Here is a 15969-nt window from a genome sequence, read left to right as displayed (position 1 = left end):
ACAGCTATCGGAAACGTAGCGGTCTCTTCACGATTGGTAGCGAGGATAAGCTGATTGGTGGTCGATCCTTGCCGATGATCCTGAGGACAGCCCGATCATGATGGAAATCAAGAAACTCTTGGGCTATGGCTTTATCGGCAAAGTGAGTTGAAATCTGAGCATCGGCGGAAGCCGTGAGCGTCCCTGGTGGAAGGACCTCTACCCATCCTTTGAGATCACGAAACTCCTTCACAATCATACCAAAGGGCGGATACGCGTGACTGAGTTGCGCCTCGGGATATCCAACGAGATTCCCTGTAATGTCGCACGCGATCAAGCCGTCCGGCCCCGCGAAATGGTCAAATTGCCTCTGCTTCATCGCTAACAAGTCACGTGACACCGCATTGTGGCATGCCACAGAGAATTCTTCTGCGTCGCTCTTGGGACGGCCTGCGACTGCCTGCACGTAACTGAAATCTGTGGGAGTGTCGTCGATACGAATGACCCAGAACCCAGGGCTCGACCACCCATCGCCCTTATTCAACCGTCGCTCAAACCGCTTTATGCCGGCCCCTATCTTCGACGGGCCATTGGAAACGAGCAAATCAAATCGTTCAAGCAGCGCCGAGAGATCGCTGTGGTCCCGATAGTCCGATATGTGATCTTCGTCGTTATAGCGTGCCAGCATTTCCCGAAAATGCTGTTCGGCAGCTTTCTTGCTTTTGAATACCTGACCGTTCGTAAGCTCTACGGGTTTTGTCATCTACTCCTCCTCCAATACCGCCCTGGTCAGCACTTTTTCACGGATTTCGCGGACCACGATGGAAGGGAGACCGAGGCCATCCAGCCGGTCGCGTCGATCAACGACCCATTGGATGCAGGCTGCCTCGTCCAACTGATCCAAAGCGACAATCTCATATAGAGCCACCGCGCCTATGCGCGACATGCCCAGCTCCATCAAGGAACGCAAAGTCACAGTGCTGACGCCGAATTCCAGTGCAACGCCGATATCGAGGTCTTGGTCGATAAGATCTTCCCGGCCTATAGCCTTCAAGTGCTGGTTCAGCACATCGACATAGGCCGAGAAATAACGCGGTGCCAGAAAGCGGGCCGTGCCTTCGATCATTTCAAGCGTGCTTCGTATGACACCGGCCGTATCGACCTCACCGTCACGCCGTTGGAGGTAATCCAGCCGCTTGCGAATAATCGTCGGCAGGGAAAAGCCCTTGAGCCATTGCAGTACAGTTAGCGCATGAAGCGGGATCAAGGTCTTCGGCACAAAGACATTCAGGACATTCTCATTGATCCGTTCCATCATGTTGGAAAAACGATGATATGCATCGTCGCTTTCCGAAGGTGCAGCCAGCAGATCGTCCGGTGATCCTTCATATGCCCGAAAATACACCAGCAGGCTTTGCAGCCCAATCAAGCTGACCCCGGGATTTCTAGCACCGATATCGGCAGCGAGGTCAAGGCCATCTGTCGCTTTCGCAAGCGCCTGCTCGAGCCGTTGCAAGTTTGCAGAAGACTGGCGTTTTGCCCATGGCGCGGCCGTCAGAGACCGGTCGCGGACATAAGCTGTCGTAAGATAGGCGCTCACCTGCTCAAAGGCTCGGACCTGATCAGGATCGATGTCAACGCCCAAGGGGCGCCGTTCTATGTAGGCAGTCAGTTCATCGAGTTTCGACAGCGCAGTGTCGGTTTCTCTCCGGATAGGATATCGGGTACGTTGGGGAACACCCGACGGCCAGGCTTTTTCGTCCGACGCGTCGATGCAGATGATATTGCCCTGAAATTCATCGCCCCATCTGCCCGCTCTGCCGGCAAGGTTCCAGAAGTCCTGCGGCTCCATAGGCGTCTTCTTTCCCTTGCGGGGTCCGCGAACTACGATCGTCCTGCAGGAGAGATTAACCCCCTCAATGAGCGTGGACGTACAAACGAGGAATTTCAGCTTTCCGGTTTTGAACAGGCGCTCAACTTCAAGACGGATCAGTGAGGGCATGTTTCCGTAATGGAATGCGACCCCGGCCTCCACCAATGGGCCGAGGCTATAGCTTCTATGCACACATTTCCGGGCCAAGTCGGAAAGGTCGGCCAATTCTTGGTCGGTCTCTTTCGCTTTCGGCAGCAACTGACTGATGAGCTCAGCGACATGTTCGGCCTCTGCTGCACCATTGGTGTAAACCAATGTGCCGCCCCGCTTACCGATCGCTGCGGCAATGAAGGCAAGCCTTTTCGACAACGAACCCGGCTTGCTCGCGAGCGTCAGCGTCCCGAGAGGCAAATAATCCTCATTGTGCCGGAACTTCAGCGCCCATTTGATGGGCTTTGCCGGGACCTGGTGCGCGACTACGATGTTTTGCAAGACGGTCGCCACGTCGCTATCAATGGGTATGGTCGGAGTCGTCTCAGGCGCGTCGTCGAGCAGCACTTCAGGATTTTGCGTTGCCGGGCTTACGAAAGTCACCCGCATATTGGGGCTTGATCGGAGAAGCCTCTCTATGGCGTCTTGAAGGATGACGCCGCGCTGAGGATCACCAATCTTGTGCGCCTCGTCCACGACGACGAGATCAATATCGACACGCTCGTGCAAAAGGTTGGCCAGCAGATGTAATCGCTCTTGAGTGAAGACAAACACACATCGCTTGCCGGATTTCTCCGCAGCAGCATATTTCTGTGCGGAGGGAAGCGACGAAATCTCGATGTCGAGCCCGGATTGCGCGGCGACCTCCGCCAGCGACGCTTCGATCTCCGAGACCAGTGCGCGAGTCGGCGCGAGATAGACTGCCCGCTGAATCTTTTCTGTCGCGATGCAATCGACGAGCCATTTCAATACGAGGAAGGTCTTGCCGGATGCAGTAGGAGCCGACGCGGATAGCCATGCCCGCTCCTGACCAGCAGCACGCCAAAATTCGAGCTGAAACTCGTTGACCGGAAGGCGCTCACCCGTCGCTTCCAGCAGGATGGAATTCTCGAGTTGCTTGCGCTGGTCCTCGATCCGAAGTGCGACGCCCAGCCGCGCTTCCAGACCGGGCTTTAACCGCCCGCGCTTCTCGGCAAGCACCACCGAACGGTGATTTGAAAGCTTGTCGAATAGTACTGCGGCTGCATCGCGAACTGGGTCTGATGTAGGTAGCAGCATCGCGCCGGTAGCTATACGCAGACTTGCCTCGCGATGCAGCCGCTTCTTTGAACGTGCAAGGATACTCGCACCAAAGAGGAGGCGCGGCCAATCGAACACGATTTCCGCTAAGGTGGGCTCCTGGGCAACGTTGTCTAGTTCCAGAAGTGTGGTGACCATGCCGAGTTGCTGCAACTCGACCCGCAATGATGTGTCGTAAAGCCAATCCTGAAGTTCTACCTCAGACATTAACGCCCCATCGCGTCGAGGAACGCTTCTCTGAATTTATCAACGGAAGGAAGCGGCAAGCAGAGGAAATGGATATCAAAATGCTGAAGCTTCTCCTCGGTCAGCCTTCGACCAACTGATGCGGACCATCCTTCAAGTCCTTTCTTCGCGGCAGCCACCATATCGTCCAACGCACCCTGTCCATCATCGGCAGGATAGAACTCAGCATCGAAGCCGACCAATGCTATGCCGCAATATTCAACCCTGTTCGACATGGGCGAGCTCGTGTCGAAGAAACGGCGGAAAGCTGCCGACAATTTCGGATCGCCAAGATCTGCCTTGTCGCTCAAAAGCACTAAATCTCGCTCCCGGGATGAATCGAGATGATCTTCTTCGATTAGAAACGGCGCCAGTGAGCTGAGGCAGTCCCGGATCGCATCGGTCGGATCCTTGTAGACTTTGGACTCGCCCCAGAAAAGTTTCAACTTACCGTCGTCGGATACGGATGCGTAGACGCCGTCTGCACCGTGATAGTGCATACGACTGTCGGTCTTGAGGTCCATCTTACAAAGAACATGTGGGATGCCCAAGAAACGTTCCGCTAGAAGGAACAGAAGCATTTCCCCGCCCTCACCGGTCTTGGCGAGGTCGGTGAATACAGCCCTTGCTTTTTCATGAAGAGCTGCAATGGCCGATGTGGAGCGGAACTTGGCATCCCGCTGCCTCGCTTCTTCTATGCGCGTACGGGGAATGGCATAATCAGCTGCGGCGTGGCGCATGAATTCAGCGAGGCGCTTGACCTTGATCTTGCCGTTGCCATCGGTCGTTAAGCAATGGCAATAAACTGTGACCTTGTGGCCATCGATAATGATATCACGTTCGACAAGATGTAAGTGCACACCCAACTCGTCCGGATCGCCCGACAAAATTGCGTCGAGTTCTGCACCGGTGATTTCTGCCATGTCGCCGCATTCCCAAAGAATCAATTGCAACTATATTGCGAACGAAACTGCCGTACTGCAAGTCTAAGGAGCTGAATGAGCACTACGATCCTTAAGAATTGCAAGCTCACGGCTACACTGCGTTTACCCTGAACTGTCTTTAAGCGCGTCAACAACTTGACGATCATCGATCCATTCAACGACCACGAAACTTCGAGACGAGCGTTGATATCTATGCCGTAGAAGTCGGGACCAGGAGTTCCTTTGATGAAATATGCAATTCTCATATCTGTTATTCTGATGTCTGCACCGCCAGCGTTTACTGCGGATTTCAGCCACTTTGACGCAGAAACCAAAGCTGTTTCTCAGGCGATTAAGTGCCCGACGCCGAATGTGACGAGAACCCCCGGGCTGCCCGACTTGTGGGGTTGTATTTTCCCCGGTGCGGAAGTGATGAAGGTATTCATCAATGCCACCGATGACGGTAACAGCGTCGAGAACGTAAAAATCATGTGGAACGATTGGACGCGTGACACTGGCTACGGTGTCCATACAGACAAGGGTGTAGCGGAGGCCTGGGTGATGGCACTCTCTTCCCGTTACGCGCCGACTAAAGTGCAGGAGATTTTAGCGGCATTTCGCGGGACATCACCGGTCACAATCGAGGGAGACGGGGTTAATCTCACCTATACCCACTTCAAGGGTCCCGCAATTGACGAGCGATTGATTACTGTCACACCTCACTAAGGCCGTCGTTGACCCGCCTGTGAAACGTAAGCCCGGTGCGTACATGGCACATGTTCCGACTTAGCCAAGAAGACCGACGCCAAACAAAGTAGGAAAAAGTGTACGTACCGCCTTGGACGATATTTGCAGGGCTTGGCGCTCTTGAACGGCGCGAGCTCTGCAATCTGATTGCTAATTTTGAAGCGACGACCCTGTTGTCGATGTCAATTGATCGAGCAATCGACGTTGCTGCGCGCTTCAAAAAAAGCAGCAGTGCAGCCGACATCAATGCGTTCGCAAAACGTCTAGGCGCAGTAGCGGACAGTCTATTCGCGTCGACGATTTCAGATCGTGCACTGCGTATTCGTCTTTGGATAAGAATGGCGGAGGCGTTGAACCTCGCCAATACACTTCCTCTGTCTACAAAGATGGCGAACTCGATCGCTTCTGCGGCGTCGATCAAAGCTGCTTCCATTATGGCTGCACCCATTGAATACGACAACGGAGAAAACGTCCCGTTATCGCTTCAGAAGGCGTGGCAGACGGTAAAGTCTATTGGAGGTCGCTCACATCACGATTTTGCTACACTAGTTACCGAGCAGGCCCAACTCATTGCCAAGGCTATAGCTGACGCCACCACAGCGGGCGAACTTTCAGCACAAAGTCAAAGCGAAATAGCCGAACGTATTCGCGATCATATCCATAGCTTGCCGCCAGAACTCCGCGACAATGCCATGCGTGATGCCTTGCAATCTAGGGACAGGGCCGCATTGACCCTTTTGGCAACCGGCACTACAGCATTTTCGATTGGAGTCGGTGTCAATCTGGCAGGATTCAGCGCCTATATTTTGGCAGCGCAAGCATCTGCATTCATCCCATTCATGAGCGGTCCTGCTGTCGTCTCTACGCTTTTCATGCTGGCAAACCCTGTCTTTAGTATTCCTGCTGTTCTCAGCATTGGCTACTTTGCAAATCGTCACGTGAGTGGCGGGAGAGCGGCAAAGCTTGCGGCCACTATCTGCGTGCAACTATCTTTGCGGGGTTTGTCGGCAGAGCGTGATGGTCTGGCGATTACTTTGAACGATTTCAGGGGTGCGACAGCATCTGACCTGACACAGCTGCCGGTAGATGTAGGAGCGGAAATCACCTCTCGCACGACGGCTATCGCCAATACAATATCCGGCGGCCTATCTAATGCACAAGGAAACCTATGTGTAACAGGACTTAATTCCGATCGGAGAGGTGCTCTGCTCGAAGGTGTTCTTTCAAGAAACCGTGGAGAGGCTGGCGAAATCGCGGTGGTGGCGGGTCTGTCGGCAGGTGACATTCTCTACAATGCGGTATCCATCGATCCGATGGTCCTCGGTGCTGCAGATTTTTCGCGTTCCGAAGATATTGGAGACATCTTTCAGTTTTCCGCATTTGCTGAGCATATTGGTTCCATGACGTCGGCCGCAGCAAATGGTGCGGAGAATAATTTACGTGGTTATGTCTCAGAACAGCTGGTCGCCGCGCGTTTGACAGAGGTTGGTCACGTCGTCAGTTTCCCCGACGCATCTAATAATCCAGGCTTCGATCTGCTCGTTGATGGCATGCCATTCCAGGTGAAATGCTTGCAAAGCATTGACGGACTGAAAAAGCACTTTTCCAAATACCCTGACATGCCGGTGTACGCGAATTCCGAGTTGGCGCAGGCAGTAATCGAAAGCGGTGCGGAATGGGCAAGGTTCGTATTTTATGTCGACGGTTTCGATCGAGAGATTGCTGATCTGATTATGGTCACCTCGCTTGAGGCAGCCGAAGCAATCGGCGACTTGAATGTCCCTTACTTCGCCATGGCCGTTTCCTCGGCTCGTATTCTTCATCGCGTCTGGCGTGGTCGTGTGCCGCTGTCTGATCTACCATTTTCAATGGTGATGGATGCTGGCGTCAAAGGTGGTCTTTCGGCGATGGGGGCATTATCGGGTAAAACTTTGGGTCTAATGATGTTTGGGCCGGCCGGGGCGCTTGTCCTTGGAGGTGTAGGAGGTGTTGGCGCTTTGGCGGGTGCTGGGTGGACGAAGCAACAGGCGACACGATTGCTGTCGGCTGAATGGCATGCTGAGCTCAATGCCTCAACTGAGAAATTCAGGATTGCTGTCCTGCGAGCTGTCCGATCCAAACTTACCATGCTTCGCGAGAAGAAGAGCTCTGTTCCTAAAACGCGGTCCGAGATCAACGATTGGATTGACGCTCGATTTGCTGATGACATCATCTCTCTCGGAGAAGTTGTCTACGATCTTGAGGCGCTGATACCAACGCTTAGCCAGCCAGCGAAAGCAAGGGCATGCCTTTCGGCAATGGATTCTGCGAAAGTTCATCCACTAGCTGTCGAGGCGGAACTGATGGGCCTCTTGGAGATACTTGGAACCGAACCTTCGGCAGCAGAAGCTGCGGGAAAAAAAGCTGTGCGGGTGTGGACCACTATCAAATCGCGGCTTCGTACCGAAGGGTAGGGATCAACTGTCTACGACCGGATTTTAAAATGGTCGAGGTGATGCGGTCTTGCGACTGTTTTCGTACGCTTGGTGGACCCGAGGTCACTTCCTTTTTGATCATTAATTCTCACAGAGGCGGTGCACAGTATGAGGCAATGCGAGCTATCCTTCAGGAAGAGGCCGGCTTGTACGAAAACCGTTCTTAAGTGTACGTTTGTTGGACTTTAATCGGATCAAAAGTCCGTCACGATGCTCGGGTGAGGTGTGCGGAGGTTTCTTTCACTATCCCGTATCGATACATGGCGGTGGCATCCAAGGAAAAAAACAAAACTAACGGTACGTACACTATTAGGAGGGGCATTTCGAACGGTTCGCTGACGTAAGTCTCGACTAGCATCCATACGGTGTCGACTAGTGAGAATGTCAGAAGAACGCCACAGGCGATCCGCTTATTCAGTTGTAGCTTCCAAGGTAAATCGAACGCATAAAGCCATACGACAGCGGTGATCAAGAAGTATGGCGACATTAGTATACAATCCCAAATATCGCTGAAAAACAGGACAAAAGTACCAACTGTTAGGAACATGGCGCTGAAGATGGCGTAAATCTTCCAAAGGATTTTGCTAGGCATAACATCTCTTAAAGGTGGGCTGTTCTTGGAAATGGAGTTTCGGCTATTCGTTGCGAAGGAAGGTTGAATTCACCCATCCTTCCTGACCGGTTTCGATGAGGCGAATTCGCGCCCAGCCTGCCTGTTCTTCGAGAGATGACACCGGCACATTGGTGGCCAGTGTTTGTAACAGCGGAAACTTCGGGCCCGGCCCGCTACGCATGTTCAGGTTGGTTGTCGTTCTCGCGAGTTTAGAACCGAGTGAGTTTCCGGCTTGTGGCTCCGACGGTATTGCAGCAACACTTGGAGAAGGTTTGATCTCCCTGGAGACGAGAGGTTGGACAGGGGACTTGCCGATATCAACGGAGTCATCTTCAGTCGGGACGACATTCAGACTTCGCGTTGAGGCTTCGCGAACAGCGATATCGAAAGCTGCTTTTAGGTCGTCGTCGATATTGCGGTAAACTCGCTGCGGTGTGTTGCTTGAAGCTGGGTTCGATTTTTCAGCCGGCAGTTCTTGTCGGGCGGCGGACGATGTAGAACTGGGTTGCCCATTATCCGATGCCAAGCCTCCGGGTTGCGAGTTCGACGATGTTGAACCTAGCCTGCTTGTTCCGGAGGCGGAAGGGGCATACGTCTCACGGGTTACTTTCGGTTTCGCTGACATGTTCGCCAGAACGATCGCACCGACAGTCATGCCCACAATGATGCAGAAGTTTTGATAGGGGACTGACATCGTTCGTTACCCCATATCCAATTCGACTTGCTTGACCCGACGATATGCCTCTGTCATCGACGCGAGTGGCGCGTTCCTGATGGCATTGGCTGCGTCGGCAAGTCGATGCAGTTCTTCCGGCGCTTTTGCCAGGTCACGTTCGATCTCGCCACGTCGCCTTTCGATTTCAGCTTTTATTGCCTGAATGATTTTTGGATCAGACGGCATAGACGGGTCAAAAACAAAGGCCTTTGCGACGGTCCTCGCCCAGACATCCATCTCGCCAACTAGTGACGGACCAAAACCAGAGATACCAGTCATCGATTTGTTTTGGACGTCGAATGCGGTCTTCACACCATGAGATGCGAGAGTTGCCTTGCGACCTGGCCCAACCCCAGCGATTTTAGCGCGATCGATCTGTTGGGCTTTCATGTGATTGATGAACTGAAGCTGACGCTTTTTCTGCTCAAGTTCATCGAGTTTCTGTCGCTCTTTTGCAGGCAGGCCCGAATGGGCATGTGCAAGCGACAGATAATGTTGTTTTTTCCGCTCGAACGCATCAGGTCCGGCCTGCTCAATCCATGCACTTCTTTGGTCGCGCCATGTGCGATGTGCCTGCTCATACTCTGTTCTAAATCGTGGTTTCAGGCTCAGTGAGCGAGCCGTCATAATTGATGACCCGACAATGAGCGCGGAACCCCAGAAACCATTGATATCGAGCGCGAGATAGGCGCCAATAGCCACTGCAATTACACCAGCCCAGAGGGTCACAGTTTTCTCAGAACGGGCGGAGTAGCCGGCGCCTGATATCTTGAGATCAGGAACCGTAAAAACTGTCTCGGGCTCTGGTGGAGCGGTGGGCGCAGGGATTGCCCGGATTGTGATAAGGAGCGCGCTTACATCCATGATGGATCAGTTGGCAACGATGCCAAAGGCGTTGAGCACCTCCGGGGTGATCGTTCCCGTGACTTTCAAATTGTAGTCAGTTTGCATCGCTGTCAATGCAGTCTTGCTTCCTGGCCCAACCTGTCCGTCGATAAGGCCGGAGTAATAGCCGTAAGCAGTCAATGCTGCCTGTACCTGCATCACAATTCGTTTGAACTTGTCGGTGTTGCCGGCAAGTGGTCGCAGCGGGGCAGGGGAGGTCGTGGCAGGCGCACTATAAACCGGGGCAGGTGCGGAAGGCACGGCCGGCGCTACGGGCACGCTTGGTGCGGAAGGGTAGAGTGAGCGCGCGGGCGGCGTATAACGCGGAGCCGGAGCAGAGTAGGTTGATGAGCCGCCATAGCTATATCCACCACCACTGCTCGACCGGTGACTTGAATGCGAACGATGGCTCGAATGAGAACGATGCGAACGGTGACCAGCCAGCGTGAAGATGTGGTTGAGTTTTAGCCGTTCAAGAACGGTTGGGACCGGACTTTTTTTGGAGACGAGCTCGCCGATTGGCATCGCTGTCGTTTTCGTAGGAAAAAACCCCGCCGCTAAGAACGACGGAATCAAGAATAACCGCGACTTCATAATGGCCCCAATGCAGAAAACCCCTCGGCATGATCATACCACTGAAAAAAACCACCACAAGTTTCGCGTGCATCACAACTATCGCAAAAATCGAGATACTTACGTTTCCAGTCAGAAATCGTTGAAGGGGCATGCGCACGATAGGGCGAAGGAACAGAGCAGGCCGGGAATTGTAGAGCCACGCCTGAATGCCGCGTGCAGATGCAATGTCAATTGCCCGTGCAAGAGGATCAAAGTCAGTGGACGTGTCCTTGAATGACGAGGTCCAATTCATGCGTCCGTAACCGATCCGCTCGAGCTGCATCACGGCCCAAAATGAAATGAACCCCAATCGTGTTGAGATGAACTCAGACAATGCTGGCAGGTCATTCCAGTTCTGCTGAAGCACCACCGTACGAAGCTCGACGGAGGCGCCAGCCCGGAGAAGAACCGCCAGTCCTTGCTCCAATGTTTTGTAGGCGCCGACTTTGCCTACAATCTCATCATGGACAGAGGGTGTGGCCGAATAGAGTGGAACGCCCCAAAGGACGCGGTCGCGGCCAAATGATGCGACACACTCAATATCGCTTGGCTCAAGATGCTGGGCATTCGTCAGAATATGAAACCGGATATCTGGTCGAGTTTCGATGACAACTGACAACATCTCAAAGAGGCGGTGCTTGTGTAAAAGCGGTTCACCGCCTGAAATGCCGATCGTCGAATTTTGCGGCGCGAGAAGTGCCGCCAACGCAAAATGCTCGAACATGTCGTTGTGATGTTTCTTGGGCGGTTGCGAGCACATCACACAGAGCTGATCGCATTGCTCGGTCACCAGGAAGGTGTTGTGCTCGGAGTTCGCACGGATCAAGCGATGGGCGCTTGGTTGACCCGGCAACAACAACAGCACGTCGCCATCCATGCTTTCACCAGATCGCGTGTAAACACCGACGGAAAAACCGTTGTAGTCGTATTCGCGGCGATCTCCATCTTCATCCAAGAGGACAACGTCGTGCGGTCCGAGCTCAACGTCGGTTTGTTCGCGCAGCCGGATAATCAGTGGAACGTCGAGCGGAAGGGGATCCACTTTCAGGCGCAGATCAATCATCGGTGAAACTTCGCGAGAGATTGATCGAAACGGACGGAGCCCGACCAGATTGCTAATGATTTTTGGATCTTCGGATCGTCAGAGTAGATCATCGAAAAGATCTTATCGAAAATGTAGGTGTGCCGCTGACAGAAGTCGGTCAGATGTTTTGGAAGGTCTATCCGGCCATAGCGAGAGATGTCATCGACCAGATCGACACCGCAGAACGCCTGATAAGGACAGTGCACACAATCCGGATGGAAGTTGTTGAGGGCCTCGCCATTTAGCGTATCGATCGTATCAGGCTTCAATCCTTTAAAGACATCGCCCATCGACAGGTCGAACTGCCCAACGCGTGTCACCATGCGCGCTTCGTCAGTCGGATAAAGTTTGCCGTCAAAATCGACCACCAGATAGCTATGGCCAATAATGTTGGGGTTACGCAGATCTGCATGGTGATTGTGTCCTGACCGCAGGACACGCCTGAGACAGTGCGTAAAATAATACTCCTCGACCGGCTCATCCGAATTCCAGTTGAACTCCACCATCTCATCGATGAAGGATGAATGGTACTGGTTCCAGAGGTTGGCATTGGCACGAGCATCAAATTTCTTGCGCGCAAAACCCTGGTAGTTCACTGGGCGCAGATATATCGACCTGAACCCATATTGCGCAAAAGATCCGATCAGTGCTTGTGGTGCCGGTGGCTTGCGAGGATCAATAGTGGGTAAAGCTGATACTTTGTCGGGACCAAGCCATTCGATGGCCCGGTCAAGATTGTCAAAGAATGCATCGGTTTTTTGCGGGCTGATAGTACGCTGCGCCTGATGGATCGACCGTGTCGCATCAAGTGACGTACTGGTGAAGACATCAGGTTCGTTTAGAACCGCCCATGCATCCTCACTGACGTCCTGAAGATTGGTACAGATCACAAACTCACAGCGCTCGAACTTGCTTCGACAGAATGCGATGACGTGTTTGATGACATCAAGACGAAGGAGTGGCTCTCCTCCCTGAAACTCAACCTTGATGTTACGGGTTTCGAGCCCGTCCAGAAACCTGATGGCGGCCGATAGGGTTTCCGTGCTCCAGTCAAACCCGGGGGTGCCTTCGTTGACACGAGAAACCTGACAGTATCCGCAAGCCAGATTGCATCTCAGTGTTGGGACCAGGATGACGTAGTCCAGATCTGCCGGCAGATAGAGGCGGCTCGCAAAGCGGTGCTCAAATCCGAGGTAAGATAGGTCGTTAGTATCTTCGAATGCGTGACCGTTTGTGCTCAGGAAGTCAAAGTCGTTCCCGTTGAGTTCATCGCAGACATAGCGATGCAGGAAGTCTTCCTCGGCCTTGAAATAGCCGCCGGCGTCATCTGCGAAAAGTATGCCGTCATTTGCGGTGCGGAATTTAAGAGGTGCGACGAGCAACGCCTGTCACTCCTTCAATCAACATTGTCCGCAGCGGCAGGGTCTGCTCGAAGATTTTCTGCCGATAGAGACAGAACTGGAATTCACGTTTGATACCTGGATCATCAGCGCCAGTTCCGGTCAGTCTGACAGAATTTCCTTCGGTCGAGATTTCAATGTGTGGATGAAGATATTGGAACCTAAGAGACGCATCTGACAGCCATTGCTGAAACTGCTCTTCGATTACAAATTCTGAACTCGGAAGGCTGTTTTCCATGGTGATACCGGCTGACGGGATGATGTCGCGTCTCAGCTGAGCGCGTCGGCATAATCCATCCAAAGGTGAAATGATTGCATCAAATACTATCTCAGGTTTTGCGACAGTGAAGTCAAGCATTGTTGCTTGGCACCAAGATCATGCCTGAGCAATTCAATCCATTCTCCATCGTTGAAACTGAAAAACTGCATCACACAGGTCCCCGTGTCAGCGTGCGCCCACTGTGTCGTCATAAGTCGGCTAGAAAGATCGAATTTGAGGGCGAGGTTGGTGTTGCTTGCGCCACCAACCGGTAGCTTGAATACCTCACCCGTGCGAACGTTACCCAAAAAGACATTCACACAGTTGGTGCCGCAACTGATCTCGACGACCGCAAACTCGCCCGCGAAATTAGGACCAGAAGCCATACCCTCCGCAATCCTTGTTCGATAGTTGCGCATTGTCGCACTCTGATCTGTGAAGTCAGGTGCGTTACTGGGGCCAGAATATACCCGAGCAACAGGCAATTGTGATGGCTTGATCCGCGCCAGTGAAATCTGGTGTTTTTGATCTACCGTTTGAGTTGTCGCAGGCTGCCAGGCGATGGGCTGGTACCCGATATCGAAAACAGATGGAGTACCGCGAGTTTCCTGAAAATATGCCGCGGTAGAGAGAGCCACAGAGTTCAGAATGGCCACCTCCGCCATATGATCGTATGCGGCACTTACATATCGTTCTTGGAGATCCAGAAGCGCTTTCTTGCTGATCTTCGTAACAAACGTCACGACGACATCGCTGTCAGCGACTTCGTAAAAGCTCGAGATTTCGACACCACCATCGGATGTCGATAGAACCGGCGATCCGTTTCCAGGCAGTGATCCCGCATTGCCAAAGCGTTGCCTTATCGTTGCAAGGGTCGTTTTGCCGAACGTGAAATCTGAATAATACGCCGGCTGTTTTGATCCTCGCTTGTCAGCCTTGGCCTCCAGGCGAACAATCTTGCCCGTCGATTTGTCAGTAGTCCCAGTTAGCCTGACGCCGTTGCTCGTTTGAAACGACCCGTCTTGGTAATTTCCGTAAGCGTCCTTCCAAGTGCCTTTTACAAGCTTTTCCAGCGAGAAGCGTTGTTCGCCGACAGAATGACCAGCAAGTGTTTGAGCGAAAGAATGTTCCGAACCAGCAACGAAGAGCAGGGCCACGCATGCAATGATACGGCTTCGTCTCCAAAGCAATAAATGCCCTGACAACATTCTCACAGCCCCCGCCGCGTTTCTTTGGATTTGAATACACTAGCAGGTTTAGTCGCGTTTGAAATCGAGTATTCAATTTATAGCGGAAATGCGTGAGAATGAGCGTTTGCATCAGATGATAAAATCACCCAATGCACATCGGGAAGCAAACTATTTGTTCTCTGGTGGGCGGCTCAGGCAAGACAAAATTGAGGAAATAGGGCCTGCATGAGACGTAATAAAAAGGCATTTCTAATTTTTCTACTGGCCTCTATCCCCGTAGACACCACTGTCGCAGCAGAGTTGACCCCAGTTTCTGACTCTAGGTGTAATTATCTGCTACGCGGTGAAATCAACGAGGATGACGTAAACCTCTTTGGAACCCAAGAGGTGAACCGTCTTTGTCTCGACAGTTCTGGTGGATCATTTCTTGGTGGGAAGGCGCTTCAGGATCTTTTCATGACGGATGGCATCCGAACATATGTCCGTCGCGGCGATCAGTGTCATTCCGCTTGTGCTCTGGCGTTCCTCGGCGGAAGCGAATGGGGCGATATGCGACACGCATCTCGCACCATTGAGCCTGGAGCGGTGCTGGGATTTCATGCGCCGTATCTCGCGCTGCCACCGGGTAAACATGATGCAGAGGAACTCAACCAAGCGGCAAGACTAATGATGACAATCGCTGGAGAGATTGTTGCTGACGGGCCCAATCTCAAAACATCGCTCAGTTTCCTGACTGGATTCATTCTTCATCCGAGCCGAGAAACCAAGGCCGTAGCAACAGTTCGTGATGCGGTCATGGGCGGTATAGAAATCGCGACATCTTATAAGCTGGCCAAAGTCACGGACAAGGAGGCCAGACAGGCATGTGAAACTCTGTTTGAACGCTACTCGAACGCTTTTTCAGATGCTGTAACTGCCACTGAGCCGAGCTTTGAAGTCAATCCATCAGATGACTTTACGCAAGCGTTGACTGCAAAAACTGTAGTCGATGGAGCGAGTTGGATGACTGTTGGGACGCTGAACAGCGCGGAAACGCCATGGCAGAACGCTGCGTGTGCTTTTTCTGGTACCATCGACCACTGGGGATATCGCGAAGCGCTTATTTGGTCGAACGACTCTGGCTCGAAAGTTGATTTGACATCGGCCAACCGCAAGGCGAGGCTCAGAATTCCGGACTGGTATTTTCTTCCTGGCGAAACTCTGGTCAAAACGTTGTAGAGCTAGACAACGCCGTAACGGGATCATGGCCATTGAAGTTGCGCTTGTTTTTGGGAAGATCCGAGTCAAGCCGATAGCATCTACCCTGATACCGTGCGCCACCTGTCACCCGTCGCTGCAACTTAATGAATACCTCTCCATGTTTGCAGGTCCCCCCAAGCTAATTTGTCCTGTGGCAGTTACAAGAACCGCCGCCGAACTGGCCATGTTCGCCGCCGCCGGAGGGGCAGAGGCGGTTGTGCCTCTGAATAGTTGCTCCACATCTTTTGGGGGTGTTCTAGTAATAGTAACAACTTCAGGGTATCGCGAACGTAGCTACGAAACGTCTTATTCGAGAGGCCAGATGCACAGGGCAACTATTGTCACACTAGCGATTATTTGTTCGTTGAGCTTGGGTACAAGCGTACTTGCAGCGGCTCCTTATGGTTCATGCCCGGAGAAAGCCCAGTTCTACCAAGAGCGCTTTGAATCAAGCGGTC

The 15969-nt window shown here is 52.8% G+C and carries 13 protein-coding genes; 3 read left to right on the top strand and 10 right to left on the bottom strand.

Translation table 11 applies throughout. From position 1 onward, the window contains the following. Nucleotides 1-4: 4 nt before the first annotated feature. From HGO37_RS14075 to HGO37_RS14065, 3 genes are read right to left on the bottom strand one after another with little or no spacing between them, the layout of a single operon-like run. Complete coding sequence (locus HGO37_RS14075) at nt 5-742, bottom strand: DCL family protein (protein ID WP_250983846.1); 738 nt, start codon at nt 740-742, stop codon at nt 5-7. Next, nucleotides 743-3349 (bottom strand): DEAD/DEAH box helicase, encoded by a 2607-nt coding sequence (locus tag HGO37_RS14070; protein WP_250983845.1) that lies wholly within the window; start codon nt 3347-3349, stop codon nt 743-745. Continuing rightward, a complete protein-coding gene (locus HGO37_RS14065) occupies nt 3349-4290 on the bottom strand; it encodes a HamA C-terminal domain-containing protein (RefSeq protein ID WP_250983844.1) in 942 nt (313 codons plus the stop codon). The genes HGO37_RS14070 and HGO37_RS14065 overlap by 1 nt, the downstream gene beginning before the upstream one ends. A 246-nt stretch (nt 4291-4536) precedes the next feature. Here HGO37_RS14065 and HGO37_RS14060 point away from each other — a divergent pair, with 246 nt between their 5' ends. Both HGO37_RS14060 and HGO37_RS14055 read left to right on the top strand, forming a co-directional pair. After that, nucleotides 4537-5016 carry a hypothetical protein gene (locus HGO37_RS14060; protein ID WP_250983843.1) on the top strand — a complete coding sequence of 160 codons (480 nt, stop codon included), beginning with the start codon at nt 4537-4539 and terminating at the stop codon, nt 5014-5016. 98 nt (nt 5017-5114) lie between these two features. Beyond that, nucleotides 5115-7490, top strand: a complete 2376-nt coding sequence (locus tag HGO37_RS14055; RefSeq protein WP_250983842.1) for a hypothetical protein — start codon at nt 5115-5117, stop codon at nt 7488-7490. A gap of 656 nt (nt 7491-8146) precedes the next feature. Here HGO37_RS14055 and HGO37_RS14050 read toward each other — a convergent pair. The 7 genes from HGO37_RS14050 to HGO37_RS14020 form a co-directional block, all read right to left on the bottom strand. After that, the gene (locus tag HGO37_RS14050) at nt 8147-8779 is read right to left on the bottom strand and encodes an SH3 domain-containing protein (protein ID WP_250983841.1); all 633 of its coding nucleotides are present in this window, start codon (nt 8777-8779) and stop codon (nt 8147-8149) included. 45 nt (nt 8780-8824) lie between these two features. Continuing rightward, nucleotides 8825-9568: a hypothetical protein gene (locus HGO37_RS14045; protein WP_250983840.1), complete on the bottom strand. Its 744-nt coding sequence runs from the start codon at nt 9566-9568 to the stop codon at nt 8825-8827. A 141-nt stretch (nt 9569-9709) separates the two neighbouring features. Next, nucleotides 9710-10300, bottom strand: a complete 591-nt coding sequence (gene hxsA / locus HGO37_RS14040; RefSeq protein WP_352230572.1) for a His-Xaa-Ser repeat protein HxsA — start codon at nt 10298-10300, stop codon at nt 9710-9712. Next, entirely contained in the window at nt 10197-11402 is a 1206-nt protein-coding gene (locus tag HGO37_RS14035) for a radical SAM protein (protein WP_352230571.1), read from the bottom strand. Before HGO37_RS14035 ends, hxsA begins: the two co-directional genes overlap by 104 nt. Then, the gene (gene hxsB / locus HGO37_RS14030; protein ID WP_250983838.1) at nt 11399-12805 is read right to left on the bottom strand and encodes a His-Xaa-Ser system radical SAM maturase HxsB; all 1407 of its coding nucleotides are present in this window, start codon (nt 12803-12805) and stop codon (nt 11399-11401) included. The genes HGO37_RS14035 and hxsB overlap by 4 nt, the downstream gene beginning before the upstream one ends. Further along, nucleotides 12786-13061 (bottom strand): hypothetical protein, encoded by a 276-nt coding sequence (locus HGO37_RS14025; protein WP_250983837.1) that lies wholly within the window; start codon nt 13059-13061, stop codon nt 12786-12788. The genes hxsB and HGO37_RS14025 overlap by 20 nt, the downstream gene beginning before the upstream one ends. 86 nt (nt 13062-13147) lie before the next feature. Next, nucleotides 13148-14239: a hypothetical protein gene (locus HGO37_RS14020; protein WP_250983836.1), complete on the bottom strand. Its 1092-nt coding sequence runs from the start codon at nt 14237-14239 to the stop codon at nt 13148-13150. A gap of 258 nt (nt 14240-14497) precedes the next feature. On the opposite strand from HGO37_RS14020, the gene HGO37_RS14015 reads away from it, so the two are divergent. After that, nucleotides 14498-15490, top strand: coding sequence for a hypothetical protein (locus tag HGO37_RS14015; RefSeq protein WP_250983835.1), 993 nt, complete (start codon nt 14498-14500; stop codon nt 15488-15490). The last annotated feature ends 479 nt before the right edge of the window (nt 15491-15969 follow it).

This window comes from Rhizobium sp. CG4, assembly GCF_023701965.1.
Lineage (GTDB): Bacteria > Pseudomonadota > Alphaproteobacteria > Rhizobiales > Rhizobiaceae > Agrobacterium.
This window is presented reverse-complemented; position numbering and strand designations above follow the sequence as displayed.